The organism is Cryobacterium sp. Sr8, from assembly GCF_004403225.1.
In the GTDB taxonomy this organism is placed as follows: domain Bacteria; phylum Actinomycetota; class Actinomycetes; order Actinomycetales; family Microbacteriaceae; genus Cryobacterium; species Cryobacterium psychrotolerans.
The window spans coordinates 193,395-219,646 of the sequence record NZ_SOHO01000043.1; the positions used below are offsets into that span (position 1 = coordinate 193,395).

At 70.1% G+C, this 26,252-nt stretch carries 25 protein-coding genes; 11 read left to right on the forward strand and 14 right to left on the reverse strand.

Going from position 1 to position 26,252, the window contains the following annotated elements:
- Positions 1-37: 37 nt before the first annotated feature.
- Positions 38-1,123: an NAD(P)-binding domain-containing protein gene (locus E3T54_RS09405; protein ID WP_134475444.1), complete on the reverse strand. Its 1,086-nt coding sequence runs from the start codon at positions 1,121-1,123 to the stop codon at positions 38-40.
- Between the two features lie 150 nt (positions 1,124-1,273).
- On the opposite strand from E3T54_RS09405, the gene E3T54_RS09410 reads away from it, so the two are divergent.
- Positions 1,274-1,507, forward strand: coding sequence for a DUF3073 domain-containing protein (locus E3T54_RS09410; RefSeq protein ID WP_092321521.1), 234 nt, complete (start codon positions 1,274-1,276; stop codon positions 1,505-1,507).
- A 199-nt stretch (positions 1,508-1,706) separates the two neighbouring features.
- Here E3T54_RS09410 and purM read toward each other — a convergent pair whose 3' ends face one another.
- From purM to E3T54_RS09425, 3 genes are read right to left on the reverse strand one after another with little or no spacing between them, the layout of a single operon-like run.
- A complete protein-coding gene (purM, locus tag E3T54_RS09415) occupies positions 1,707-2,810 on the reverse strand; it encodes a phosphoribosylformylglycinamidine cyclo-ligase (RefSeq protein WP_134475445.1) in 1,104 nt (367 codons plus the stop codon).
- Positions 2,807-4,396: an amidophosphoribosyltransferase gene (gene purF / locus E3T54_RS09420; RefSeq protein WP_241977149.1), complete on the reverse strand. Its 1,590-nt coding sequence runs from the start codon at positions 4,394-4,396 to the stop codon at positions 2,807-2,809. Before purF ends, purM begins: the two co-directional genes overlap by 4 nt.
- A 24-nt stretch (positions 4,397-4,420) precedes the next feature.
- Positions 4,421-4,738, reverse strand: coding sequence for a hypothetical protein (locus E3T54_RS09425; RefSeq protein WP_174775359.1), 318 nt, complete (start codon positions 4,736-4,738; stop codon positions 4,421-4,423).
- Between the two features lie 117 nt (positions 4,739-4,855).
- Between E3T54_RS09425 and E3T54_RS09430 the strand changes: the two genes are divergently transcribed.
- On the forward strand, positions 4,856-5,848 hold the full coding sequence (locus E3T54_RS09430; protein WP_198414456.1) for a ribokinase: 993 nt from the start codon (positions 4,856-4,858) through the stop codon (positions 5,846-5,848).
- Positions 5,849-6,164: 316 nt separating this feature from the next.
- Here E3T54_RS09430 and E3T54_RS09435 read toward each other — a convergent pair whose 3' ends face one another.
- Entirely contained in the window at positions 6,165-6,524 is a 360-nt protein-coding gene (locus tag E3T54_RS09435; protein ID WP_134475446.1) for a sterol carrier family protein, read from the reverse strand.
- 141 nt (positions 6,525-6,665) lie between these two features.
- Here E3T54_RS09435 and purD point away from each other — a divergent pair, with 141 nt between their 5' ends.
- Positions 6,666-7,934 carry a phosphoribosylamine--glycine ligase gene (gene purD / locus E3T54_RS09440; RefSeq protein ID WP_134475447.1) on the forward strand — a complete coding sequence of 423 codons (1,269 nt, stop codon included), beginning with the start codon at positions 6,666-6,668 and terminating at the stop codon, positions 7,932-7,934.
- Positions 7,935-8,022: 88 nt separating this feature from the next.
- Here purD and E3T54_RS09445 read toward each other — a convergent pair whose 3' ends face one another.
- Positions 8,023-9,525 carry a DHA2 family efflux MFS transporter permease subunit gene (locus E3T54_RS09445; protein WP_134475448.1) on the reverse strand — a complete coding sequence of 501 codons (1,503 nt, stop codon included), beginning with the start codon at positions 9,523-9,525 and terminating at the stop codon, positions 8,023-8,025.
- A gap of 88 nt (positions 9,526-9,613) precedes the next feature.
- Between E3T54_RS09445 and E3T54_RS09450 the strand changes: the two genes are divergently transcribed.
- The 3 genes from E3T54_RS09450 to E3T54_RS09460 all read left to right on the forward strand — a co-directional run bounded on the left by E3T54_RS09450 (position 9,614) and on the right by E3T54_RS09460 (position 11,963).
- Entirely contained in the window at positions 9,614-10,537 is a 924-nt protein-coding gene (locus E3T54_RS09450) for a phosphoribosylaminoimidazolesuccinocarboxamide synthase (protein ID WP_134475449.1), read from the forward strand.
- 92 nt (positions 10,538-10,629) lie between these two features.
- Complete coding sequence (locus E3T54_RS09455; RefSeq protein ID WP_134475450.1) at positions 10,630-11,007, forward strand: VOC family protein; 378 nt, start codon at positions 10,630-10,632, stop codon at positions 11,005-11,007.
- A 128-nt stretch (positions 11,008-11,135) separates the two neighbouring features.
- Positions 11,136-11,963, forward strand: a complete 828-nt coding sequence (locus E3T54_RS09460; protein WP_134475484.1) for a VOC family protein — start codon at positions 11,136-11,138, stop codon at positions 11,961-11,963.
- Positions 11,964-12,198: 235 nt separating this feature from the next.
- Here the strand turns inward: E3T54_RS09460 and E3T54_RS09465 are convergent, their stop codons facing one another.
- The 8 genes from E3T54_RS09465 to E3T54_RS09500 all read right to left on the reverse strand — a co-directional run bounded on the left by E3T54_RS09465 (position 12,199) and on the right by E3T54_RS09500 (position 21,843).
- A complete protein-coding gene (locus E3T54_RS09465) occupies positions 12,199-13,413 on the reverse strand; it encodes a glycoside hydrolase family 1 protein (protein ID WP_134475451.1) in 1,215 nt (404 codons plus the stop codon).
- Between the two features lie 11 nt (positions 13,414-13,424).
- The gene (locus E3T54_RS09470) at positions 13,425-14,345 is read right to left on the reverse strand and encodes an alpha/beta fold hydrolase (RefSeq protein ID WP_134475452.1); all 921 of its coding nucleotides are present in this window, start codon (positions 14,343-14,345) and stop codon (positions 13,425-13,427) included.
- Positions 14,342-16,105, reverse strand: a complete 1,764-nt coding sequence (locus tag E3T54_RS09475; RefSeq protein WP_134475453.1) for an ABC transporter ATP-binding protein — start codon at positions 16,103-16,105, stop codon at positions 14,342-14,344. The genes E3T54_RS09470 and E3T54_RS09475 overlap by 4 nt, the downstream gene beginning before the upstream one ends.
- A complete protein-coding gene (locus E3T54_RS09480; protein ID WP_134475454.1) occupies positions 16,102-17,034 on the reverse strand; it encodes an ABC transporter permease in 933 nt (310 codons plus the stop codon). The genes E3T54_RS09475 and E3T54_RS09480 overlap by 4 nt, the downstream gene beginning before the upstream one ends.
- Positions 17,031-18,011, reverse strand: coding sequence for an ABC transporter permease (locus tag E3T54_RS09485; protein WP_092321508.1), 981 nt, complete (start codon positions 18,009-18,011; stop codon positions 17,031-17,033). The genes E3T54_RS09480 and E3T54_RS09485 overlap by 4 nt, the downstream gene beginning before the upstream one ends.
- A 116-nt stretch (positions 18,012-18,127) precedes the next feature.
- Positions 18,128-19,789: an ABC transporter substrate-binding protein gene (locus E3T54_RS09490; protein ID WP_134475455.1), complete on the reverse strand. Its 1,662-nt coding sequence runs from the start codon at positions 19,787-19,789 to the stop codon at positions 18,128-18,130.
- A gap of 246 nt (positions 19,790-20,035) precedes the next feature.
- Entirely contained in the window at positions 20,036-21,127 is a 1,092-nt protein-coding gene (locus tag E3T54_RS09495) for a LacI family DNA-binding transcriptional regulator (protein ID WP_134475456.1), read from the reverse strand.
- Positions 21,124-21,843, reverse strand: coding sequence for a TetR/AcrR family transcriptional regulator (locus tag E3T54_RS09500; RefSeq protein WP_092321505.1), 720 nt, complete (start codon positions 21,841-21,843; stop codon positions 21,124-21,126). The genes E3T54_RS09495 and E3T54_RS09500 overlap by 4 nt, the downstream gene beginning before the upstream one ends.
- A gap of 164 nt (positions 21,844-22,007) precedes the next feature.
- Here E3T54_RS09500 and kynA point away from each other — a divergent pair, with 164 nt between their 5' ends.
- From kynA to purQ, 5 genes are all read left to right on the forward strand, one after another.
- The gene (kynA, locus tag E3T54_RS09505) at positions 22,008-22,862 is read left to right on the forward strand and encodes a tryptophan 2,3-dioxygenase (protein ID WP_092321707.1); all 855 of its coding nucleotides are present in this window, start codon (positions 22,008-22,010) and stop codon (positions 22,860-22,862) included.
- Positions 22,859-23,767: an amidohydrolase gene (locus E3T54_RS09510; protein ID WP_134475457.1), complete on the forward strand. Its 909-nt coding sequence runs from the start codon at positions 22,859-22,861 to the stop codon at positions 23,765-23,767. Before kynA ends, E3T54_RS09510 begins: the two co-directional genes overlap by 4 nt.
- A complete protein-coding gene (locus tag E3T54_RS09515; protein ID WP_134475458.1) occupies positions 23,764-25,080 on the forward strand; it encodes a kynureninase in 1,317 nt (438 codons plus the stop codon). Before E3T54_RS09510 ends, E3T54_RS09515 begins: the two co-directional genes overlap by 4 nt.
- 76 nt (positions 25,081-25,156) lie before the next feature.
- Positions 25,157-25,426: a phosphoribosylformylglycinamidine synthase subunit PurS gene (purS, locus tag E3T54_RS09520; protein WP_092321502.1), complete on the forward strand. Its 270-nt coding sequence runs from the start codon at positions 25,157-25,159 to the stop codon at positions 25,424-25,426.
- Entirely contained in the window at positions 25,426-26,124 is a 699-nt protein-coding gene (purQ, locus tag E3T54_RS09525; RefSeq protein WP_092321501.1) for a phosphoribosylformylglycinamidine synthase subunit PurQ, read from the forward strand. The genes purS and purQ overlap by 1 nt, the downstream gene beginning before the upstream one ends.
- Positions 26,125-26,252 lie beyond the last annotated feature (128 nt).

The following is a 26,252-nucleotide window of genomic DNA, read 5'->3' on the forward strand; positions in this document are numbered from 1 at the left end:
TTTAGCGCGCACAACTGCGGTTTCGCGGGGGCTGAGGTCAGAGCAGGGCCATGACCTGGCGGGCGATCACGCGACCCGCCCTGGCCGCACCGATCGTGCTCGCCTGCGGTCCATAGCCGGCGAAGAATATACGCGGGTCGGTCCAGGATGCCCCGGCGCCCACCGTCACGCCGCCGGCCTTCTCCCGTAGCCGGAGCGGTGCCAGGTGGCGGAGCTCGGGGCGGAACCCGGTGGCCCAGACGATGGCGTCTGCCTCGGTGAACCGGCCGTCCGCCCAGCGCACGCCGTGCGGTTCGATCGCCTGGAACATGGGCTCGGCAACGAGCAGGCCGCGCTCGATTCCGGCCGCGATGCGCCGGCTGACCGGGACGCCGGTACCGCTGACGATGCTGGGCAGGGCGCGGCCCGAGCGGGCCGCCTCGTCCTGGGCGGCGACCGCTGCCGAGGCTCCCTCGAGGTCGAGCTCCCCGGTGTGCACCCAGTCGATGGGTCGACGCGCCGCCCAGGTCAGCTCCGCGGCGACACCCTCCAGCTCGAGCAGGAAACCGATGGCCGAGGTGCCGCCGCCGACCACGACGACCTTCCGGCCGGCGAAATCCTCGGCGGAGGTGAAGGTCGCGGTGTGCACCTGCTGCCCGGCGAAGGACTCCGCCCCGGGGTAGTGCGGCAGGAAAGGAGCCCCCCAGGTTCCGCTGGCATTGACGAGGACGTGGGCGCTGATCTCCTGGTCGCCGTATGCCGCGGACCGGGTGGAGACGACGAGGTCCGCCCCCCGGTTGGCCACGGAGGTGACGCTCACCGGCCGCACCACCCGAAAATCGAAGTGCGCCTCGTAGCGGTGGTAGTACTCCGCGACGACCTCGCGCGCGGGCCGGGACCGGTCCGCGGTGTCGAAACTGATCCCCAGCGCGCTCATGCCGGGCAGGTCGTTGACCCGGTGGGCGGTTCCGAGGCGGAGGGCCGGCCAGCGATGCTGCCAGGCTCCGCCGGCATCCGGGCCCCGATCGAGGACGACAAAGTCCGTTCCGGCGACGAGATCGAATTTGCGCAAGTAGTGGGCGACGGACAGTCCGGCCTGCCCCGCGCCGATGATGACGACGGGCACGGTCAACTGGCTCGCCATCACACCTCATTCCAGCATCCGCGCCTGTGAACGGCGTCGGCGAGCGCTTGCGCCCATCATGCTAAACTAGCGCCTAGATTTCACCATTCCGTTCGGCAACTCCCGAGTGACTCATTCCTCACTTGGCCTGGCATCGTTAGGGGGTCACGCATGGGGCGCGGCCGTCAAAAAGCAAAGCACACCAAGGTTGCCCGCGAGCTGAAGTATTTCAGCCCGGACACCAACTACAACGCGCTCGAACGCGAGCTCACGGGGCATCCGGTCACTGATCCGCGCCTCGATGAGGACCTGGCCAAGTGGCCTGAGTACGACGCGCCCAAGCCGGATACCGACGACGAGTACGTCGACACCTACGCGACCGAAGACGAGCAGAAGCGCGCCTAGGCGGCAGTTACCGGCATGACGCGCGGCGACTCAGCCGCCGGATGCGCCGAGTGTCCCCGTTTACGCCGAGTGTCGCCGTTGGAACGGCGACTCTCGGCGCTTTCTGCGACTCTCGGCGACGGGGGTGCGCGGGGTGAGAGCCAAGCGGGATGCAGACGGGATGCGGCCGAGCGGGCACGCTGGCCGCGGGCGCACGGATCTAGTGGGCGAACGACCCGACGAGGCGCACGGCGCCGCCGTTGACGCCCTTGGCGCCCTGCTCGAAACCGGCGAAGTCGCGCGGGGCGGTCGACACCCGGCCGGCGACCCAGGACGGGATGCCGTCGGCCGCGAGGCGTGCAATCACGGCGGAGGCGGAATCCGCGGCCACGACCGCGAACATGCCCACGCCGAGGTTCCAGGTGCCCTCCGAGCTTTCCAGGGACGCCCCGGCCATGTCGCTGAGCACCCGGAACACGGCTGAAGGCGACCAGGTGGCGCGGTCGACCTCGACCCAGGACCCGACGGGGAGCACGCGCGCGAGGTTCGCGGCGATGCCGCCGCCCGTGACATGGCTGAGCGAGTGCACGGCTCCGGCCAGGTCGGGGTCGGCCAGCACGCCGAGCAGCGGGCCGGTGTACAGGCGCGTCGGCTCGAGCAGGACCTCGCCGACGACGCCGCCGAGGTCATCCGACGTGTCGGTGTAGCCGATGCCGCGCTGGGCCAGGATGTGGCGGACGAGGGAGTAGCCGTTGGAGTGCAGGCCCGAGGATGCCATCGCGACGACGATGTCGCCGTGACGCACGTTCTCGGCGCCGAGCACCTGGTCGGCCTCGACTACGCCCGTCGCTGCGCCGGCGACGTCGTAGTCATCCGGACCGAGCAGTCCGGGATGCTCCGCGGTCTCGCCGCCGACGAGGGCCGTGCCGGTCTCGGTGCAGGCCCGGGCTATGCCCGCGACGATGGACGCGATCCGCTCAGGGACGACCTTGCCGCAGGCGATGTAGTCGGTCATGAACAGCGGGCGCGCGCCGACGACGACGATGTCATCGACGACCATGCCGACGAGGTCCTGGCCGATGGTGTCGTGCTTGTCGATCGCCTGGGCGATGGCCACCTTGGTGCCGACGCCGTCGGTCGAGGTCGCCAGCAGCGGTCGGCGGTAGTCGGTCAGGAACGACACGTCATAGAGTCCGGCGAAGCCGCCGAAGCCGCCCATCACCTCGGGGCCGTGCGTGCGGGAGACGGCGGCCTTCATCAGTGAGACGGCCAGGTCGCCGGCAGCGGTGTCCACTCCGGCTGCCGCGTAAGAAGCGTTGCTCATTCCTGTCTTCCTGGGTCGCCGAACGGGATTTGCCCTTGTCGGGCCAGCGCACCCTCGCGCAGGGTGGCCGGGTCGAGCACTGCTTCGAACTCCGCGTCCGGCCCCGGGTCGCATCCGTTGGATGCGACGGGGCGCTCGAGCAGATTCTTGCCGAGGAGCGCGGAGTCGGGCAGCGGGATCGGGTACTTGCCCGTGAAGCAGGCGGTGCACAGGCGCTCGCGCGGCTGCTCGGTGGAGGCGATCATGCCGTCCTCGGAGAGGTAACCGAGTGAATCCGCGCCGATGACCTGGCGCACCTCGTCGACGCCGAGTCCGGTCGCGATCAGCTCCGCCCGGGAGGCGAAGTCGATTCCGTAGAAGCAGGGCCAGGTGATGGGCGGGCTGGAGATGCGCACGTGCACCTCGGCGGCGCCGGCCTCGCGGAGCATGGCCACGAGGGCGCGCTGCGTGTTGCCGCGCACGATCGAGTCGTCGACGACGATCAGTCGCTTGCCCTTGATGACCTCTTTGAGCGGATTGAGCTTGAGCTTGATGCCGCGCTGGCGGATCGTCTGCGACGGCTGGATAAAGGTGCGGCCCACGTAGGCGTTCTTCACCAGCCCCTGGCCGAAGGGGATGCCGGACGCCTGCGCGTAACCGATCGCGGCCGGGGTTCCGGATTCCGGGGTCGGGATGACGAGGTCGGCTTCGACCGGGTGCTCGGCGGCCAGGCGGCGCCCCATTTCGACCCGGGCCTCGTGCACTCCGCGACCGGCGATGGTCGTGTCGGGCCTGGCCAGGTAGACGTACTCGAATACGCAGCCGGCGGGCTTCGACTCGGCGAAGCGCTGGGAACGCAGCCCGTTCTCGTCGATGGTGATCAGCTCACCGGGTTCGACCTCGCGCACGAAGGTGGCCCCGACGATGTCGAGGGCGGCGGTCTCGGACGCGACGACCCACCCTCGCTCGAGGCGGCCGAGCACCAGCGGGCGCACGCCCTGCGGGTCGCGGGCGGCGTAGAGAGTGGTCTCGTCCATGAAGACGAGGCAGTACGCGCCGCGCAGGTGCGGCAGAACCTCGAGCGCCGTGGACTCGAGGGTGTGGTCGAGGTCGCCGGTGAGCAGCGCGGTGACGACGGCGGTGTCGGTCGTATTGCCGCGGGCCAGTTCGCCATCCGTCTGCGGATAGCGCTCGTGCACGAGCTGGAGGAGTTCGGCCGTGTTCGTCAGGTTGCCGTTGTGGCCGAGCGCGATGGTGCCGGCGGCCGTGCGGCCCAGGGTCGGCTGGGCGTTCTGCCAGCTGGATGCCCCGGTGGTCGAGTAGCGGGTGTGCCCGACCGCGATGTGGCCGAGGAGGGTGCTGAGGGATGCCTCGTTGAAGACCTGGGCGACGAGGCCCATGTCCTTGTAGACGAGGATCTTCTTGCCGTCGCTGGTCGCGATGCCGGCCGATTCCTGGCCGCGGTGCTGCAGCGCGTAGAGGCCGAAGTAACTGAGCTTGGCCACCTCTTCGCCGGGAGCCCAGACGCCGAAGACGCCGCAGGCATCCTGCGGGCCCTTCTCACCAGGAAGAAGATCGTGACCTAATAGTCCGTCGCCACCGGCCAAGCCGCAGCCCCTTACTTGAGTGTGTTACTCGGTTTTTTCGGTATTTTCGGTGGTGCTCAGTCTATCCGAGACGGCCTGTGCGGTCGTTCGCCGGAGCAGTCGGTCAAGGATGAGCGCGACCAGGCTGCCGAGCGCAACGCCGAGCGCAACGCCCGCGAGGAGCAGGAAGCCGAAGACCTGGGATCGGTCGAAGTCCTCATTCTCCGGGAAGGTGACGGTGAACACGAGGGCGAGGATCGCCCCGAGCGCGGCGCCGACGATCATGAAGCTGAAGTAGCGCGGCGAACGGTGCACCGTCACGGTGGTTGCCGCGTCGGAGTCGGTCGGCCCGGGGGAAGTCACCTGTTCATTCTCGCACGTCCCTCGCCTCTGTACTCCGGCGCAGGTGCGGGCGCCGGCAGGTGCGGGCACTGGCAGGGTGCAGGCGCCGTCAGGGGCGGGCACTGGCAGACTGTCCCGGTGAACAGAATTGCGGTACTCGGCAGCGCGAACATGGACCTCGTCGTGCGGCAGGAGCGGCTCCCCCGGCCGGGCGAGACGATCTTCGGATCGGGCTTCACCACCGTGCCGGGCGGCAAGGGCCTCAACCAGGCCGTCGCCGCCGCCCGGCTCGGCGGCTCGGTCGACTTCCTCGGCGCCGTGGGAGCCGACGCCTACGGGACCGAGCTTCGTGCGCTGCTCGCGGCCGAAGGCATCCGGGCCGACGGGCTCGCCTCGTCGCCCGCGCCGACCGGCACCGCGCACATCTCCGTGGTCGATTCGGGGGAGAATTCGATCGTCGTGGTGTCGGGCGCGAACAGCACGGTGACGGCCCTGACCGCCCAGCAGCGGGCGACCATCGAAGCGTCGGCGTTCCTCGTGATGCAGTGCGAGCTGCCGGTGCCGGTGCTCGTGGAAGCCTTCGCTGCAGCCAGGGCCGCGGGCGTCTTCACGGTGCTCACGCCCGCGCCGGTCGTTCCGCTGCCCAGCGGATTCCTCGCCTCGGTCGACCTCGTCGTGCCCAACCGGATCGAGGCCGCCGAGCTCACCGGGGAGCCGGACCCGGTTCGCGCGGCGGAGCTGCTCAGCGCCGGCAAGACCTGGGCGATCGTCACGCTCGGCGCCGAGGGATCCGTCGTCGCGTATGACGGCGCCGTGCTGGGGCTGGCCCCGGCCCGCCCGGTGCGCGCGGTCGATACGACGGCGGCCGGGGACACCTTCGTCGGTGCGCTCGTGGCGCGGCTGGCGGTTTCGACTGCGGGGTCAGGCGCGGCTGCAAGTGCAGGCGCGGGGCCGGCGGCCTCGGGGCCGGCTGCCTCGGGTGCGGCTGCAGCCGCCGGGTCGGCTCCGAGCGAGGCCGCGATGGTCGAGGCGGTGCGCTGGGCGACCGTCGCCTCGTCGGTGTCGGTCACCCGGCATGGAGCAACCAGCTCGATGCCGACCGAGGCCGAGGTCGCCGCGATCCTGGGCTGAGCTCGCGCGCATCCTGGGGGATGTCCCCGGCTGAGATGCGGAGAAAGTACCTTCGTTGGCCCGGGGAAGGGTGTTTGTCCGCAAGTCAGATCCGATGCGAGGGCAGATGCAACCAGAGTCGCCACTGCTGCTGCTGCTGCTGCTGTTGCTGTTGCTGTTGCGCCCACGCCCGCGCCCAGCCCCACAGGCGAGCGTCGCGAACCCACCCCAGGGGTTGAACTGCGGAGAAAGTACCTTCGTTGGCCCGGGGAAGGGTGTTTGTCCGCAAGTCACGTCGGGCCGAGCATGACTGGCGCGTGAGCTCCTCCCGGCGGCGTCAGAGCAGGGGCAGCTCGCCGGCGAGATCCGCCCGCTGGCCGGACGCGTGGATGCGTCCTGTCTCCACCCCGTCGGACCAGCCGAGCGACCCGGTGGCGAGGGCGAGCCAGGTTGCGACATCCGTTTCGACGACGTTCGGCGGCGTGCCCCTGGTGTGACGCGGGCCGGCAATGCACTGCACGGCGCCGAACGGCGGCACCCGCACCTCCACGGTGTTGCCGCTCGCCTTCTCTGCGAGCAGCTGCAGCGTGTAGCGAACCGCCAGCGCACGGATGTCCCGGCTCGCGCCCCCGGCATCCGCCCCGCACTCCCGCACGGCGGCCGTGCCCGCCGCATCGTCGATCCTCGCCCTGGCCATGGGTCCAGTCTGCCCGGTCCGGCCGGGAAGTCGGACAGCGCGCCGATCACGGCCGGCCGTCACCGGGCCGGCACCCGGCCGGCCGCGTCGGGCCGTGACGCGGGAGGGGACGCGCGCGGCCGGATCGGCTAGCCTGAACGCGTGAGAATTCTGGTCCTCGGTTCCGGTGCCCGCGAGCACGCCATCATCACCGCGCTGCTCCGCGAGGAGCCGCGCCACCACGTCGTGGCCGCGCCGGGCAACGCCGGCATCGCCGCGGACGTCCCGGTCGTGCCGCTCGATGCGACCGACGCATCCACGGTCACCAACTACGCGATCGAGAACAACATCGACCTCGTGGTGATCGGCCCGGAGGCGCCCCTCGTCGCCGGCGTCGCAGACGCGCTGCGCACGCGCGGCATCCCGGTCTTCGGTCCCGGTAAGGCCGCCGCCGCCCTCGAAGGCAGTAAAACGTTCGCCAAGCACATCATGGAGGAGGCCGGCGTGCCGACCGGTCGCGCCGTGCGCGCCGGAACACTCGCCGAGGCCAGGGCCGCCCTCGACGAGTTCGGGGCGCCGTACGTCGTCAAGGCCGACGGCCTCGCCGCCGGCAAGGGCGTGCTGGTCACGAGCGAGCGCCCCGCCGCCGTCGCCCACGCCACGCAGTGGCTGCAGCACGGCAGCGTGCTGATCGAGGAGTTCCTCGACGGAGCGGAGGTCTCGCTGTTCCTGCTCAGCGACGGCCACACCGTGCTGCCGCTCTCCCCCGCCCAGGACTACAAGCGGCTCGGCGACAACGACGCCGGCCCGAACACCGGCGGCATGGGCGCCTACTCGCCGCTGCCCTGGCTCGACGCCGAATTCGGCAGCGAGCAGGCCTTCGTCGACGAGGTCATCGACACCATCGCGTTACCCACGGTGCGCCGCCTCGCCCACGAGGACACCCCGTTCATCGGGCTGCTCTATTGCGGGCTCATTCTGACGGATGCCGGCATCCGGGTGATCGAATTCAACGCCCGCTTCGGCGACCCCGAGACCCAGGTCGTGCTGCCGCGCCTGCTCACCCCGCTGTCCGGCCTGCTGCTGGCGGCGGCGACCGGATCGCTCGGCGGGCTGGCCCGACCGGAGTTCTCTGACGAGGCCTGCGTGACCGTGGTGCTCGCCAGCGAGAACTATCCGGAGGCGCCGGTCACCGGGCGCGTGATTTCGGGGCTGGATGCCGCATCCGCCGTGCCGGGGGTCACGATCGCGCACGCCGCCACCGCCGCCCGCGGCGACTCGTTCGTCGCCACCGGCGGCCGGGTGCTCAGCGTCGTCGCCACCGGCTCGGGCTTCGCCGAGGCCCGCGCGCGCGCCTACCAGGCGCTGGGCGAGATCACGCTGGCCGGCTCGCAGTTCCGCACCGACATCGCCGCCCGCGTCGCCGGCTGAGCGGCGGGGCTACCCGCGCCCTGGGCTGGCTGTTGCCCTACCGGACGGCTGTGGCCGGCACACCGGCGACAGGTGTCCGATTCGGCACCTATTCCGCTTGAACGTCGGCGGCAGCGGGCGCGGCGGCCCGCGGCCCCCAGGTCGGCGCCTTCGGCCGGGCGAAGAAGGCCACGGCGAGCGCGCCGAGCAGGGCCACGGCCGCCGGCAGGAACAACGCCTGGCCCATGGCCGCGCTGAACCCGGCCTGCAGCGCCTCCGGGAGGCCTCCGGCTCCGGCCGTGCCGCCCTGCGCCGCCGCTCCCGCACCCGCGGGCAGCTCGGCCGAGAGGCGCGCCTGCATGATGGCCGCGATGCCGGCGCTGCCGAGCACGGCGCCCACCTGGCGGGTCGTGTTGTAGACGCCGGATCCGGCGCCCGCGTCCCGGGGCGGCAGGTTGCGCGTCGCGGTGGTCGCCAGCGGCGCCCAGATGCCCGCGCTCGCGAACCCGAGCAGGGACAACGGCAGGAGGAGGTGCCAGATCGGGACATCCTCGGTCAGGATCGAACCGAGCCAGAACAGCGAGCCGGACAGGAAGACCAGGCCGACGAGCGCAATGTACTTGGGGTTCATCCGGTCAACGAGCTTGCCGGCGACTGGGGCGAGTGCGCCGGTGATCACGGCCATCGGAACGAAGAGCAGGGCCGACTGGGTGGGGGTGAGCCCGCGCACCGTCTGCGCGTAGATCATCAGCGGGATCGCCATCCCGGTGAAGGCGAAGCCCACCGTGGTGATGGCGAGGTTGGAGAGCGAGAAGTTGCGTTCGGCGAACAGGCCGAGCGGCAGCAGCGGTTCGCCCTTCTGCACCGCCTGCCAGATCACGAAGCCGGCCAGCACGAAGATGCCCGCGAAGATGAGTCCGAGCACGGTGAACGGGCCGGAGATGAGGCCCCAGTCGTAGCGCGGGCCCTCCTGGATTCCGAAGACGATGAGGAACATGCCGACGGCGCTGAGCACGACGCCGAGCAGGTCGAAGCGGTGCTGGTGGGTGGTGAGGGTCGGCACGAGCCGCCAGGCCAGGATGAACGCGACCACGCCGACAGGCGCGTTGATGAAGAAGATCCACTCCCAGCCGGCCGCGTCGACGAGCACGCCGCCGAGGATCGGCCCGGCGAGCGTGGCGACGCCGGCGACGGCGCCCCACAGGCCCATGGCCTGGCCGCGGCGATCCGGGGGGAAGATGCGCGTGATCACGGCCATGGTCTGCGGCGTCATCAGCGCCGCGCCGAGCCCCTGCACCACGCGGGCCACGATGAGCATGGTGATGTCCCCGGAGAGGCCGCACCAGACGGATGCCGCGGTGAAGATCACGAGGCCGCCCAGGTACATGTTCTTCGGGCCGAACCGGTCGCCGAGCCGGCCGGTGATCAGCAGCGGCACCGCGTAAGCGAGCAGGTAGGCGCTCGTCACCCAGATCACCGCGTTGATGTCCGCGTCCAGCCCGGTCATGATCGCCGGGGTGGCGACGGACACGATGGTGCTGTCGACGAGGATCATGAAGAATCCGATGACGAGCGCCCAGAGCGCCGGCCACGGTTTCGTGACGTTTTCCATGTGCTCGGATCCTTGCTGGAGTGGGGTGGAATCGAGGTCTCGCTGACCAACTTCAGTAGCGTACGCGCAGTTGCGAGAGAATGGAGCCGTGACCGCATCCAGCCAGCCGACCGCATCCGCCGCCCTCGACCTTCCGGGCTGGCGGCACGCCTACTCGGGCAAGGTACGCGACCTCTACGTTCCGGACGGAGCGCCGGACCTCGCGGCCGCCGAGCGCGTGCTCGTCGTGGCCAGCGATCGGGTGAGCGCGTTCGACCACGTGCTCGAGCCGGGCATCCCGGGCAAGGGCGAGCTGCTCACGACCCTCAGTCTCTGGTGGTTCGACCGGCTGACCGGGGTACCGAACCACCTGCTGCCCGAGCACACCCTGTCCGGGAGCCTGATCCCGGCCGCCGTCGCCGGCCGCGCCATGCTCTGCAAGACCCTCGACATGTATCCGGTCGAATGCGTCGTGCGCGGCTACCTCACCGGCTCCGGCTGGAAGGAATACCAGGCCTCGCAGACGGTGTGCGGCATCCCGCTGCCGGCCGGCCTGCACGACGGCGACCGCCTGCCGGAGCCCATCTACACGCCGGCCTGGAAGGCTCCGCTGGGCGCGCACGACGAGAATATCTCCTTCGAGCGCACGGTCGAGCTGGTCGGGACGGATGCCGCGGCCGAGCTGCGCGCCCTCTCGCTCGAGATCTTCGGCCGGGCATCCGCGATCGCGGAGGACGCCGGCCTGATCCTCGCCGACACGAAGTTCGAGTTCGGCGCCGACCGGGAGACCGGGCTGACCCGGCTCGCCGACGAGGTGCTCACGAGCGACTCGAGCCGCTACTGGGATGCCGCGGCGTGGCGCTCCGGCCGGACGCCGGCCGAGCGCATGGCCAGTTTCGACAAGCAAATCGTGCGCGACTGGCTCGCCGCACACTGGGACCAGTCCGGAGAGCCGCCGCTGCTGCCGGCCGAGATCGTGGAGCAGACCGCTTCCCGCTACCGGGAGCTGCTGGAGCGGCTGACCGGGGCGTAGCGCCGGCCCCTCGCCGTTTCCGCTGGGTGCCGGACCCCGGCGGCGCGGATGCTCGGATGCGCTCCGGGCGGGGGCCGGGTAGCCTGCTGCTCATGCGAATCAAGATGTGCAGCATCCATGTCGACGACCCGGCGGCGGCCTTCGAGTTCTACACGCGCACCCTCGGCTTCGAGGAGCTGGTCGTGATGCCCGACTACCTGCTGTACGTGGTGAAGTCGCCCGACGACCCTGACGGGGTCGGCCTGCTCCTCGAGCCGAGCGACAACCCCGTCGCGAAGGCGTACCAGCAGGGTGTGCACGCCCTCGGGCTGCCGGCGATCGTCTTCGGCACCCCCGACGTGCGGGCCGAATACGAGCGGCTGCGCGCCCTCGGCGTGCGTTTCACCGCCGAGCCGACGACGGATCCGGCCGGCACCACTGCGGTCTTCGACGACGGATGCGGCAACCTGATCCAGCTCCACCAGGACTAGCCCGAGTACCGGGCGGGGCGGGCGGGGCGGGGAATAGGGCAGGCCCGCGGAATACGGCGGGGGCGGCATCCGTTACTGGTGTCGTGACTACTCGATCTGCAAACGACCTGCTGGCCGCCGACACAGGGATGGGCGCGGTGACCCTGCGCGTCGGCAACCTCGACGCGATGATCGCCTACTACCGCGACGCCGTCACCCTCGAGTTGCAGAGCCACGACGGCCCGGTCGCCGTGCTCGGCCGTGGGACCACGCCGATCGTGATCCTGCAGCACGCACCCGAGCTGGCCGCGCCGGAGCCTCGCTCGGCCGGACTGTTCCACACTGCCATCCTGTTCGACACCCAGGCGCAGCTCGCCGCGGCGGTCTACTCGGTCGGCACGAGGCATCCGGGCAGCTTCACCGGCAGCGCGGACCACCTGGTCAGCCAGGCCTTCTACTTCACCGACCCCGAGGGCAACGGCATCGAGCTCTACTGGGACCGCGACCGGTCCGCCTGGAGCTGGACCCACGGACAGGTCGAGATGGACACCCTCCACCTCGACCCGAACGCGTTCATCTCGGAGCACCTCACCGCAGAGGGACAGGCCCACCCGTCGTTCGGCAACGCCATCGTCGGGCACGTGCACCTGTCCGTCGGCGATGTCGGAAGCGCCCGGGCGTTCTACGTGGACAAGCTCGGCTTCGAGGCCACCGCCACGTTGGGCCCGTCCGCGCTGTTCGTGTCGGCCGGCGGCTACCACCACCACATGGCGATGAACACCTGGAACAGCGCGGGCTCGGGCAAGCGGCGCCTGGCGCTCGGCCTCGGCGAGGTCGACATCATCGTGCCCACCGGCGACGACCTCGGCGCGCTCGGCGAACGGATGTCCCACTTCGGCGTGCAGACCCGCCGCGACGGCCAGACCCTCAGCTTCGACGACCCCTGGGCGAACCAGATCACCGTCCGCACGGCGTAGGCGCGAGTCGCCCCGCGCCGAGTTGGCCCGTTCCGGTCGAGTTTGATCGGCACACCAGGCAAACTCGACCGGAAGTGGCAAGGTCGGCGAACCGATGCCGCGGCGTCGCGGCGTTCCCAGGCCGCCGAGAGTCGCCGTTTACGCCGAGGTGACCCGGTAGAACAGCGACACTCGGCGTAAACGGCGACTTTTGGGCGAACGCGGGGCGGGGCGGGGCGCGGCGCGGAGCGGCGCGCTAGGCGGCGGGGACCGCGACCGGCGCCTCAACGGGCACGTCGGGCAGCGCGTTGGCCTTCGCGACCTCGCCGAGCCAGGCGAGGCTCGGCTTGGGGGTGCGCACGAACGTCTCCCGGTCGACCGCGATGAGCCCGAACGTCGGGCGGAATCCGCTCGCCCACTCGTAGTTGTCCAGGGCGCTCCAGTGCAGGTAGCCGAGCACGTCGATGCCGTCGTCCATGGCCGCCTTCAGCCCGCGCAGGGCGCCGTCGGTGTAGGCGATCCGGCGGGTGTCGTCGGCCGTGGCGATGCCGTTCTCGGTGACCATGACCGGCACGTGCCCGCTCAGCTCCCAGGCGGCGCGCACGCCGAGTTCGAGCGCCGGCGGGAAGAACTCCCAGCCGGTCAGCGTGGTCTCGACGTCGCCCCGAACCGGGATGGGGCCGTCCGGGCCGATGAACGTGCGCGTGTATGCCTGCACGCCGATGAAGTCGTCGCCGCGGGCGTTCTCGAGGTACCAGTCGTCGCTCGGGTAGGCGTATTCGCGCAGCTTCTCGTCCGCGCCGGGCTCGCCCGTGGAGTGGAAGGCCTGGGTTGCGACGGTCCAGCCGGACTTGAGCCCGCTCACCGAGGAGAGCACCTCGCGCGAGCGCCTGTGCGACTCGAGCAGGGCATCCGCCACCTGCAGATCGGGCCGCGGCAGGCCGAACGCGACCAGGTTCGCGGCGGTCTCCCCGCCGGCGAGCATGGCCGCGATGTTCGGCTCGTTGATCGTGCAGACATAGTCGACGCCCTCGGCGACGATCGGCAGCGCGGCCTCGGTGAAGCGGGCGAACAGGTCGGGCGCGTCGGGGTTGCGCCAGAAACCGCGCGCGAACATCCACTGCGGCACGGTGAAGTGCATCAGGGTCACGACGGGGTTCAGGCCGAACTCGTGGGCCGTGTCGACCATGCGCCGGTAGTGGTCGATCTCCGCGCGGGAAACCTCGCCGGGCGCCGGCTCGATCCGGCTCCACTCGATGCTGAAGCGGTAGGAGTTCAGGCCGGCATCCGCGAGCAGCTTCATGTCCTCGCGGTAGCGGTGGTAGCTGTCCATCGCGTCGCCGCTGGGCTCGACGATCTGCGTGCCGGCGGCGTGCTCCTTGACCCACCAGTCGTTGTTGACGTTGTTGCCCTCGACCTGGTGCGCGGCGGTCGCGGCGCCCCAGAGGAATCCGTCGGGAAAGTTCTGCATGGTGCTCCTTGTCATCTGGGCTGCCCGGGTTCCGGGCGTGCCCTGCTGTCGGTGGGGTCGGGCGCTGCGGGCGCCTGGCGCCCCCAGAAGTCGTGGAGCACGGCGGCGGTCGCGCCGGGGTTCTCGCGCTGCGGCGAGTGTGCGGCTCCGGGGATGACCAGGTAGGGCGCGTCCAGCCGGGCGGCCATGGCGCGTTGCCAGTCCTGCGGCCAGGCGGCGTCGTCGACGCCGTGGGCGACCAGCACCGGGAGCGCGGTTGCCGCCAGGTCGGCGGTCGTGTCGGTCTCGTCGGCGAGAATGCGGATGGCGCCGAGGAGGTTCTCGTCGCTGGTGCGCGCCAGGCGCAGCCGCCTGAACGCCTGGTCGGCGGTGAGCTCGTCGTCGGGCCGGCCGACGAGGAGCGGGTTGTCCCGGTCCCACCAGGCGGCCGATCCTTTCGCCCGCACCAGGGCCGCGTTCTTCGCGTTGCGTCGCGGCCAGCCGTGCGGGCCGGAGCAGAGCAGCGTGATGTCGGCGAAGAGTGCCGGCGAGGCGATCGCGGCGGCGCGCGCCACGATTCCGCCGAAGCTGTGCCCGACGAGGTGCACCGGCCGGCCCTGGCCCACCTGACGCGCGACGGCGAGCAGGTCACCGGCGAACGCGTCCAGGCTGTACTCGTCGACGCCGACCGGGGCGACGGAGTCCGCCTGGCCGCGCTGGCTGTACGCCCAGGCCTCCCAGCCCTCGGCCGCGACGAGCGGCAGGAAATCGAGGAAGTCCTCCTTCGACCCGGTGAAGCCGGGCACGAAGAGCACCACGCCCCGAGGAGCGCCGACCGGCCGCGCGTGCAGCGCGGTCAGGAGCCCGACCGGAAGGGACAGCGCCACGACCTCCACACCGCTCGGCACGGGCATCCGCCCGAAGGGGTCGGTCGGGGCGTACTCGGGCGTCATGCCGAGCCGCCTGGGGTTCTCCGGCCGGGGTTGGGGATCGCGTCGAGCAACCGGACCGTGTAGTCGTGCTGGGGGTTCTGCAGCACGGATGCCGTATTGCCGGATTCGACGACCGCGCCCTTGTTGAGCACCATGATCTGGTCGGTGACCAGCCGCGCACTCAGCAGGTCGTGGGTGATGTAGAGCATGCTCACGCCCCAGGTTTCGCGCAGGCCCTCGAGCAGGGCGAGCAGTCCGGCGCGCAAGGACACGTCGAGCATCGACACGGGCTCGTCGGCGATGATCACCTGCGGGTCGCTGGCGAGCGCCCTGGCGATCACGACGCGCTGGCGCTGGCCGCCGGAGAGCTGGTGCGGCAAACGGGCCGCGAACTGCTCGACCGGGGTCAGGCCGACGGTCTCGAGCAGTTCGAGCACGCGGCGCCTGGCGTCGCGGCCGCGCAGCCTCGAGTAGTTCACGACCGGTCGGGTGAGCGTGTACTCGACGGTGTGCAGCGGGTTCAGCGCCGCGTACGGGTCCTGGAACACCATCTGCACCTCGCGGTGCAGGCTCTTGAGCCCCCGGCGCTTGACCTTGTCGATCTGGAGGTCGCCGAAGGTGATGGTGCCAGAGGTCGGATGCTCGATCCCGGTGATCATCTTCGCGATCGTGCTCTTGCCGCTGCCGCTCGCCCCGACGAGCGCCATCGACGCTCCCGGTTCGAGGGTGAACGACACGTCGTCGACGGCCAGCACCGGCTGGTCGGCGCGGCTCGGCCGCGGGTACAGCTTGGAGACGCCGGACACGACGATCGCCTGGTGCGCGGCGCGGCCCTCCCGGGTGCGCGCGGGCGCGTGGGTTGGTGCAGGAGTCGGGGCAAGCTCGATGGTCTCGACCGGCTCGACCGGCTCGACCACCGGGGCGAGTGTCTCGACAGGCTCGACCACCGAGGCGCGGAGCGAGCCGCGCGACGCGAGCCCCGGCACCTCGACGACCTCCGCGCGCGGGTCGCCGTAGTGGCTGAGCAGCATTCGGGTGTACTCGTGCTGCGGAGCGTTCAGGATGTCCGCCGAGGACGCATCCTCGACGATCTGGCCCTCGTGCATGACCATGACCCGCTCGGTGACCTCGAGCACGATGCCGAGGTCGTGGCTGATCAACACGGCGGTGAAGCCCATGGACTTCTGCAGCTCGCGAATGGTGTCCATCACGGCGTGCTGCACGAGCACGTCGAGGGCCGTGGTCGGCTCATCGAACACCATCAGCCGCGGTTCGAGCGAGAGCGCCAGCGCGATCGAGACGCGCTGCCGCATCCCGCCGGAGAGCTCCCCCGGGAACCGGTCGAGCACGCTGCCCGGCAGCTCCACCTTGCCGGCGAGCTCCTGCGCACGGGCCTCGCGGTCGCGTTTGGCAACGTGGCCGTGCGCCTCGAAGATGTCGAAGAAGTGGTTCCGGATGCTGCGCACGGGGTTCAGCGCGTTCATCCCGGACTGCAGCACCATGGCGAAGCCGCCCTGGCGCTGCACGCGCACGGCTTTGGGGTCCATCTCGGCGATGTCGACGCCGTCGAAGAGGATGCTGCCGCCGCCGATCATCGCCGGCGGCTTGGACAGCCGGGTCAGCGCGAAGCCGAGGGTGGACTTGCCCGAGCCGGACTCGCCGACGAGGCCGACGAACTCGCCCGGCTGCAGGTCGAAGGAGACGTCCTTGACCGCGTAGACGGGTTCGGCGCCCTTCGACGCGTAGACGACGGACAGGTCACGAACGCTCATGAGGCTCATCGTGAGGCTCCTTCCCGGAGGCGCGGATTGCTCAGCCCGTCGACGCCGAAGTTGATCAGGCTCAGCGAGGTGGCGAGCAGGGAGATGCAGAGGCCGGGGGCGAAGAGCACGATCCACTGGCCGGTCAGCAGGGCGTTGCTATTCTGCGCCCAGAAGAGCATGGTGCCCCAGCTGACGATGGTCGTGTCGCCGAGGCCGAGGAACTCCAGCCCGGCCTCGGCGAGGATCGCGGCGGTCGCCGCGGCGAAGAAGTTCGTCACGATCAGCGAGGTCATGTTCGGCAGGATCTCCCGGAACACGACCGGGCCGGGGCTCTCGCCGCTGAACACGGCGGCGGTGACGAAGTCCCGCGAGCGCAGCGACTGCGTCTGCGACCGGAGCACCCGGGCGCCGGACGCCCAGCCGGTGATCACGACGACGAGGATGATCATCCCGATGCCGCCGTTCTGCAGGTACGCGGCGATCACGATCATCAGCGGCAGCGCCGGGATCACGAGGAAGAGGTTGACCACGAAGTTGATCACGTCTCCGGCGACCGTGCGGATGTAGCCCCAGCTCAGGCCGACCAGCACGGCGATGAGCGTGGCGAAGATCCCGGCGGCGAAACCGACGAAGACGGAGACCCGCGCGCCCCAGATGATCTGGGACAGGACATCCTGCCCGGCGGCGGTCGTGCCCAGCCAGTGGGCTGCGCTCATGTCTTCGCTGCGGCCGAAGCTGTTGTCGGTGGCGCTGTACGGCGCGATCAGCGGGGCGAAGACGGCCAGGGCGATGAAGGCGCCGAGGAGCACGACGCCGATCCGCGCCTTGGGGACGCTCCAGATCGTCGCGATGGCCCGCCAGACGACGCGAAGCGGATTGGCCGGACCGTCGATCTCGGCCGGGACGCCCCGGTTCGCCAGGACGGTGGACGTGTTCGTGGATGTCATCGCCGTGTCCTCGGGTCCAGGATGCCGTACAGGATGTCGACAATGAAGTTGGCCAGCAGCACGCTGATCGTGATGATCAGGAACAGAGCCTGCATGAGTGGGTAGTCCTGGTTGGTCACCGCCGTGTAGAGCAGGTAACCGACGCCCGGGTAGGCGAAGACCCGCTCGACGAGCAGCGAACCGCCGACGACGGCGCCGAGCGCGAGCCCGAAGGACGTGAGGTTCGGCAGAATGGCGTTCCGGGCCGCGTAGCGCAGCGCGACGGTGCGCGGGCGCAGGCCGTTCGCCTCGGCGAAGGTGACATAGTCCTCGCCGAGCGTGTTGATCATGGTGCTGCGCATCCCGAGGATCCAGCCGCCGAGGGAGGTGATCAGGATCGTCGTGGCCGGCAGGATCGCGTGGTACAGCGCGTCGCCCACGAAGGCGAGCGAGAACTCGGGCGTCGCCGATCGGCTGAAAGCGCCGGAGGTGGGGAACCACCCGCCGACGTAGCCGAGGAAGAAGACCAGCAGCAGTGCGGTCCAGAAGTACGGGAAGGCGCTGGCGAAGGTGCCGCCGACGGTGGGCAGCGTGTCGAGCCAGGTGCCCCGCTTCCAGGCGGCGAGCACGCCCAGCAGCGTGCCGAAGATGAAGGCGATGATCGTGACGAGCCCGACCAGGATGATGGTCCACGGCAGGGCGGCGGTGACGAGTCCGGCGACGCTCTGCGGGAAGAAGGTATAGGAGACGCCGAAGTCGAAGCGGGCGACACTGCCCAGGTAACTCAGGTACTGCTCCCACATGCTGCCGGTCGGCACGCCCAGCTGGGCCTCGACGGCGGCCTTGGTGGCGGGGCTGACCGGGCCGTTCTGCGCGAGCTTGGCGAGCGCGGCGTCGGCGGGCGATCCGGGCATGAGCCTGGGGAGCAGGAAGTTCAGCGTGATCGCTGCCCACAGCGTGAGCGCGAGCAGCCCGACCTTGTTGAGCACAAAGCGCACGGCGATCTCCTTTCGTTCTGGAGTCTGGCGGTGAGGCCGGTGAATCGTGGAAACGGGAGGCCGGCAGCGCGGGCGGGACAGGGCAACCGCCCCGCCCGCGCGTCAGGCCGAAAGGGCTAGGAAGCCTTTTTCAGGTTGGTCAGGATGAGCAACGGCGTCGAGTTCCACGTGTTCGGCGGCGCGTATGCGTTGTCCTCGGTGGGCCAGCCGGTGAAGTTCTTGTCGCTGTAGAGACCCCAGAGTCCGCCGTAGAACATGCTGATCACGGGGAGCTGCTCGTACACGACGCCCTGGAGCTCCGCGGCGATCTGCTTCTGCTCTTCCTCGCCGGTGGCTGCCTTGAGGTCGGCCAGCAGGGCGTCGACCTTCGGGTCAGTGAAGCGCTGGAAGTTCGCGGTGGTCGAGGTTCCGACCGGGGTCGCGAACTCGCTGTTCAGCAGGCGGTTGAAGTCCTCGAAGACGCTGCCGGTGCCACCGAAGCCGGTGATCGCGATGTCGAAGTCACCGTTGTTGAGGGCCTTGTAGTACGCGGCCGGCTGCGGCTGGCTGAGCTTGACGTCGATCCCGAGCTTGCCGAGCTGCGACTGGACCGTCTGCAGTCCCTGCAGCCAGTCGGTGTACCCGTTGGCGGTCGTGATCGTGATCTTGAGCTGCTTGCCGGCCTTGTCGACGAGCTTGTCGCCCTTCTTCGTGTAGCCCGCCTTCTCGAAGGCGGCAAGCGCCTTCTCGGTGTCCTGGCCGATGGCCCCGCTGTTCGGCAGGTCCTCGCTCAGCCATTCCTCCTGGTTGGGCAGCAGCAGACCGGACTGGCCGGCCGCCTCCACGTAACCCTGCTCGGCATCCACGGCGATCTTGTCGCGGTCGAGGGCGAAGCTCAGTCCCTCACGGAAGTCGAGGTCGTTGTACGGCGCCTTGGTCAGGTTCGGGAGCAGGGCGATCGTGCCGCCCGGGGGGAACCAGTAGCTGTTGTGCTGCTTGTCGGCGTTGACCCAGGTGCCTTCGACGTCGGTCATGAACGCGTAGGCCCAGTCGTAGCCGTTGTTGACGACGTCGAGCTGGCTGTTGGCCGCGGGCAGCACGAGCTTGTCGACGGCGACCTTGTCGGCCTGCCAGTAGTCCTTGTTCTTCTTCAGCGTGTACTCGTTCGGGCTGAACTTGTCGAGCACGTAGGGGCCGCTGGCGACGGGCTCCTCGTTGGTGAAGGTCAGCGGGTCCTTGACGTCCTTCCAGATGTGCTCCGGAACGATGAGCTGCTGGTTGATGATGGCGACGGCCGGGACATCCTCCGCCTTGAGGTGGAAGACGACCGTGTCGTCCTTGACCTCGAGGTTCTTGATGTGCTGCCAGGCGCCCTGCACGTCAAGGGCCGGGGTGGCCTTGATCAGGTTGAACGTGAAGGCCACGTCGGCGGCGGTGAACGCTGTGCCGTCTGACCACTTCACGCCGGTGCGGATGTCGTAGACGACGGTCTGCGCGTCGGGCAGGGTGTTGCCCGTGGCCAGGAACGGCGTCGCCTTGCCGTCGAGGGTGTTGATGACCTGGAGCGGCTCGTACATGTAGGTGGTGGCCACGCGCTTGCTCGGGGAGAACGGGTTGAAGTTCTTCTCGAACGTGGGGGAGCCGTTGTCGGCGGCGACGAGCAGGGAGCCGTCACTCGCCGGGGCGTCGTTGTTTGCCTTGTTCTTGACGTCGATACTGCAGGCGCTGGTTGCCAGCACTGCAGTCACCCCGATTACGGCCAGGGCCGTGTGGGTGATGCGCCCTCTCAGATGCTTCATTGCAGTGGAACTTCCTTCGTGTCGTCGTTGACTGGGGCTGCTGCGGCCGACGTCCTGCCGGGAACAGGAGCGCGCAAAGCGAGTGACATTGAGTGTAAGCGCATACATTCAGCGAGTCAAGTCATTTCTCGCGCGAGGCACCATCCCCTCGCCAGGAGCCCGCTCCCTCTGAGTCGCGGAGAAAGTACCTTCGCTGGGGCCATGAGGGTACTTTGTCCGCATCTCAACGCGAAGGCGCCTGCCAGGCTAGGCGGACCCCTCGGAGCTTTCCCTCAGCAGCACCTGCACGGGCAGGCGCAGCGAGATGGGCGGCTGGTCGCGGTTGTCGAGCCGGCTGAGCATCGCCCGGACCGCTGCCCGGCCGAGGTCGACCATCGGCTGGTGCACGGTGGTGAGCCGAGGCGTCGACTGCCGGCCGGCCTCGATCCCGTCGAAACCGGTCACGATGACATCCTCCGGCACGCGGATGCCGCGCCGTCGCAGCACGTCGAGCACACCGAGGGCCATCTGGTCGTTGGAGCACACCACGGCGCGGGGCAATTCGCCGCCGGTCACCAGATCCTCGGCGATGGAGCGCGCCTGCATCCGCGAGAAGTCTCCGCGCAGCATCGGGAGGGCTGCGGGGTCGATGTCCCGGGCGGCCAGGGCCTGGACGAATCCCTTGTACCGCTCGGCGTCATCCGGGGAATCGACCGGGCCGCCGATGAAGACGGGAGCCCGCACGCCGTGCCGGTCGATCAGGTGTTCGGTCAGGGTGCGCATGCCTTCGACGTTGCTGACGCTCACATGGTCGAAGTTGTCGCCGCGGCGGGGGCCGGCGACGAGCACGATGGGGATCCGCCGGGAGATATGGTCGAGCAGCGCGTCGGGTACGCTTCGGGCGAGCACCGCCATCCCGTCGACGCGGCCGGCGATGTCGCTGACCATCTCCTCCGGGTTCGTCCCGCGGCCGACGCCCACCAGGAGCGCGAAGCCGCGGCGCCAGGCCTCGAGCTCACTCCCCCGCAGCACCTCGTCGAAGTACAGGTTGGGCGGGCGCACCTCACCCGAGTCGGGCATGTCGACGATGACGTTCACCGGCTCCGACTGGTTGAACTCGGCCTCGTCCAGCTCCTCCATCGCGTCGAACCCGGGGAAGTACAGGCCGAGCACTCCCGTGCGCCGGGCCGCGAGGCTTCGGGCGCTGGCGCTCGGCACGTAGCCGAGCTCCCGCACCGCGGCCAGGACGTGCTCCCGTGTGGATGCGCGTACATCATCGGGACGACGAAGCACCCGGGAGACCGTCGCAATCGACACGCCCGCATGCGCGGCGACGTCGTAGACGGTGGGCGGCTTCATCGGGCCCCATTCCCTTTCGCCGAGCCGGAGCGGCGGGATGCGACCCGCCTGGCCCGGCGCGACAGGCCGTGCACGGTCGCCTGGAATTCGTTCGGGCTCAGCGGCCTGCCCGGCAGCTTCGGGCGGTCACGGGCGGGTTCGCGCAGGCCGTCGAGCACGATCCCGAGCTGGCGCCGCCACTGGCCGGCATAGCCGTCGCCGAGCGAGCCGAGTGAGCCGACCAGCGTCACGAGCAGGGCCAGGTCGACGGTCTCGACGTCGGCGCGAAGCTCCCCGTCGCGCTTGGCCTGGGCGACGAGCGACGCGATGAACTTGCCGAATTCGGCGGCGGGCTGCGCGGACGGGTCGACCGCGGCCATCCGCTTGAGGATGTGCGGCAGCGAGGGGTCGGCGACGAGCCACTCGGCGACGCGCTCCGCATAGACGACGACGCCGTCCCACGCGCTCGGCGCGGCAACGACTTCCTCGCGGACGGTCTCCAGCTGGGCGAGGGCGATGTCGTAGAGGGCACGCACGAGGTCGTCCCTGGTCGGGAAGTTACGGTACAGCGTGGCCACGCCGACGTCGGAGCGGCGGGCGATCTCCTCGAGGGACGCGTCGACGCCGTTCTGGGCGATCATCGCCCGCGCCTCGGTGATCAGCCGGTCCCGGTTTTGCCTGGCGTCGCGGCGCCTCGGCAGGGTCCCCTCCTGCGGGCCGCGTGAGGAAGAAGTCATGGCCCCGAGTCTAGGACCACTGGGACCCAATTCACGGAGGGAATCCTCCGCCCAGGCGTCTCGCGGGTGCTGAGTTGCATGGGAAGCTCGTAACACTGAGAATTCAGACAATGGAACCTGGCATCGTGGCCACAAGCTCGCCCGGTTCAGAAAGGGAAATCCCCATGCCGGTTGAGCACAATACCCGCGAGTTCGATCCGGAGATCGTGACCGATTTCCGGGACAAGATGAGCTACGGCTCCTACCTCGCCCTCGACACGCTGCTCAGCGCGCAGAAGCCCGTCAGCACTCCCGAGCACCACGACGAGCTCCTCTTCATCATCCAGCACCAGACGACCGAGCTGTGGCTGAAGCTCGTGCTGCACGAGCTCCGGGCGGCGACCGAGTTCCTCCGCACCGACCAGCTCGCCCCTGCGCTTAAGGCGATCGCCCGGGTCAAGCACATCCAGCGCACGCTGACCGAGCAGTGGTCGGTTCTGGCCACGCTCACCCCGACCGAATACGCCCAGTTCCGCGGGTTCCTCGGCAACTCCTCCGGCTTCCAGTCCTACCAGTACCGCGCGGTCGAGTTCGCGCTCGGCAACAAGAACCGCCGCATGCTCAGCGTCTTCGACAGCGACCCGGATGCGCACGCCCTGCTCAGCGAGGTGCTTGACGCCCCGAGCATCTACGACGAGTTCCTCCGCTACCTGCACCGCGCCGGCCACGACATCCCGGCCGCCGTGCTCGAGCGCGATGTCACCGAGGCCTGGGAGCTGCACCCGGAACTCGTGCAGGTCTTCCGCCGCATCTACGAGAACGCCACGGAGCACTGGGCCGCCTACGAGGCGTGCGAGGAACTCGTCGACCTCGAGGACAACTTCCAGCTCTGGCGCTTCCGCCACCTCAAGACCGTGCAGCGCATCATCGGCATGAAGTCGGGAACCGGCGGATCGAGCGGCGCGGCCTTCCTGCGGAAGGCGCTGGAACTGACCTTCTTCCCGGAGCTCTTCGCCGTGCGCACGGAGGTCGGAACGTGAGCGGCACCGTGCTCCCCTGGTTCCTCGACGCCCACGTGCACCTGGCGCTGATCGACCCCTCCGCCCTCGCCGCCGGCGGGATCGCCCGGGTCGTCGACCTGGGCGGCTGGACGCCGGAGCCCGGCGGCACCGCGGCGAGCGGGACCGGCTCTTCGCCGCTCGCAGTCGCCCACGCCGGCCAGTTCCTCGCCGCTCCCGGCGGCTACCCGGGCGCCCAGTCCTGGGCTCCGGCCGGCAGCGTCTGCGAGGTGGCGGCGGCGGAGGATGCCGCCGCGGCCGTCGACCGCCAACTGGCGGGAGGGGCATCCGTGATCAAGGTCACCCTCAACTCGGTGGCCGGCCCCGTGCTCGGCACCGACGTGCTCGCGGCGATCATCGCCCGGGCCCACGAGCGCTCCACGCCGGTCGTCGCCCACGCAGAGGGGGTCGGCCAGGCCGTGCGCGCCTTCATCGCCGGCGTCGACGTACTGGCGCACACCCCGTTCAGCGAGCGCCTCGTGGACGAACTCGTCGACGCGATGGCCGGGCAGATGACCTGGATCAGCACCCTGGACATCCACGGCTGGGGCGAGCCCACCGACGACTTCGCCCGCGCCTCCGACAACCTGCGCCGCTTCCACGCGCATGGCGGACGGGTGCTCTACGGCACCGACCTCGGCAACGGACCGCTACCGCTCGGGCTCAACCGCCGCGAAATCGACGCGCTGCTTCGCATCGGGATGTCGCCGGACGAGGTGCTCGGTGCCCTCACCTCCGCCTTCCCCGCCGCCGGCTCGGCGAGCGCGAACGCGCACGGCACCGTTAGCGTTATACCCGGCGAGCGCCCGACCGATCCGGCCGGATTCGCCGAATGGGTGTGCACCGCACGCGCGCTCAGCCGCTCCGAGCTCGAGGAATACGTATGACCCCCACCACCACCCCCGTCGTCGGCGGCGGCCTGGACGCCCACATCGCGTTCGCCCGGCGGATGGACCGCATCGACGGGCTCGCGCACTACCGGGCCAGGTTCGTCGGCACCGAGGCCGGCTCCGACCCGGACGGGCCGCAGCCTGACCCCGTGGCCTACCTGGACGGCAACTCGCTCGGCCGGCCCACACTGGCCGGCGTGGAGCGGATCACCGAGTTCCTGACCGGCGCCTGGGCCACCCGCCTGATCCGCGGCTGGGACGAGGAGTGGATGGAGCTGCCGCTCACCATCGGCGACGACCTCGGCCGCGCCGCGCTCGGCGCCGCTCCCGGGCAGGTCTTCATCGGCGATTCCACCACGGTGCTGCTCTACAAGCTCGCCCGTGCCGCCGTGGACTCGCGCCCCGGCCGCACCGAGATCGTGCTCGACAGCGACAACTTCCCCACCGACCGCTACGTGCTCGAGGGCATCGCCGCCGAGCGCGGACTCACCCTCCGCTGGCTGCGCCCCGACCCGGCCGGCGGCGTCACCGTCGAGCAGGTGCGCCGCGCCGTCGGCCCGCAGACCTCGCTCGTGCTGCTCAGCCATGTCGCCTACCGCTCCGGCTTCCTCGCCGACATGCGCGAGATCACGCAGGTCGCCCATGCCGAGGGAGCCCTGGTGCTCTGGGACCTCAGCCACTCCGTCGGGTCCGTCCCGGTCGAGCTCGACCTGTGCGACGTCGACCTGGCCGTCGGCTGCTCCTACAAGTACCTCAGCGGCGGTCCGGGCGCTCCCGCGTTCGGCTACGTGCGCAGCGACCTGCAGGACGTGCTCACCCAGCCGATCCAGGGCTGGATGGGCACGAAGGATGTCTTCACGATGGGCCCGGGGTACGTGCCGGCCACCGGCATCCGCCGTTTCATGAGCGGCACGCCGGCCGTCGTCGGCATGCTCGCGATGCAGGACACCATCGCGATGATCGAGGAAGCCGGGATGGAGCAGCTACGGGCGAAATCCGTGGCCCTGACCGAATTCGCCCTGACCCTCGTCGACGCCTGGCTGGTGCCGCTGGGCGTGACCGTGGCGTCGCCGCGCGAGCATACCCACCGCGGGGGGCACCTCACCGTGAACCACCCGGCGATGCGCCAGGTCACGAAGACGCTCTGGGAGCACGACGTGATCCCCGACTTCCGCGCGCCCGACGGCCTGCGGATCGGCCTGTCGCCGCTGAGTACGAGCTTCGTCGAAACCTACGAGGGCGTCGCGGCGATTCGGGACGTGCTGCGGGGCATCCTGCTCGGCCAGAGCGGGCTCACCGCGGAAGCGTGACCGGCCGGGACAGGCCGGCCGGGGACGGCCTGTAGAATTGGGGAGTCCGCCCCCCGACGCCTCCGGAGTGAGCCCCATGCCAACCATCGTCGTAGAAGTTATGCCCAAGGCCGAGCTGCTTGACCCCCAGGGAAAAGCCGTCGCCGGCGCCCTCGGGCGGCTTGGTAAGACCCGTTTCTCCGGCGTGCGCGTCGGCAAGCGGTTCGAGATCACCGTCGCCGGTCATGTTGATGACGCCGTGCTCGCCGAGGTGCAGGAACTCGCCGACAGCGTGCTCTCCAACTCGGTGATCGAGGACGTCGTCGGCATCCACGTGCTGGAGGCGCCCGCCGGAGAGACGCACTGATGCGCATCGGCGTCGTCACCTTCCCGGGCTCGCTCGACGACCGGGACGCGCAGCGCGCGATCCGGCTCGCCGGCGCCGAGCCGGTCGCCCTCTGGCACGGCGAGCACGACCTGCACGGCGTGGACGCGCTCGTCCTGCCGGGCGGATTCAGCTACGGCGACTACCTGCGCGCCGGCGCGATCGCGAGCCTCTCGCCGATCATGGCCGAGGTCATCGACGCCGCGAACAAGGGGATGCCGGTGCTCGGCATCTGCAACGGCTTCCAGATGCTCGCCGAGGCGCACCTGCTCGAGGGCGGGCTGATCCGCAACGACCACGGCCGGTTCATCTGCCGGGACCAGAAGCTGCGCATCGAGAACAACGCCACCGACTGGACCGGCAGCTTCGAGGCCGGCCAGGAGATCACCATCCCGCTCAAGAACGGCGAGGGCGGCTTCACGGCCTCGGCCGACGCGATCGCCCGCCTCGAGGGCGAAGGCCGCGTCGTCGCGCGCTACCTCGAGGTCAACCCGAACGGCTCGCTGAACGACATCGCCGGCGTGTCGAACGCCCGCGGGAACGTCGTGGGCCTGATGCCGCACCCCGAGCACGCCGTCGAGCCCGGCTTCGGCCCCGACACCGCCGACGCAATGCGTTCCGGCGTCGACGGGCTCACGTTCTTCGCCTCCGCGATCGAACGGGCGCTCGTCTCGCGCTAGCGGGCCTGGTTCGCCGAGCTTGCCTGTCGACTTTGGCCGGCAGACCAGGCAAGCTCGACCGCATCCGTCAAACTCGACGCCCACGGCCCCGAGGCGTCGAAGTTCGCCGATTGCGCCGAGAATCGCCG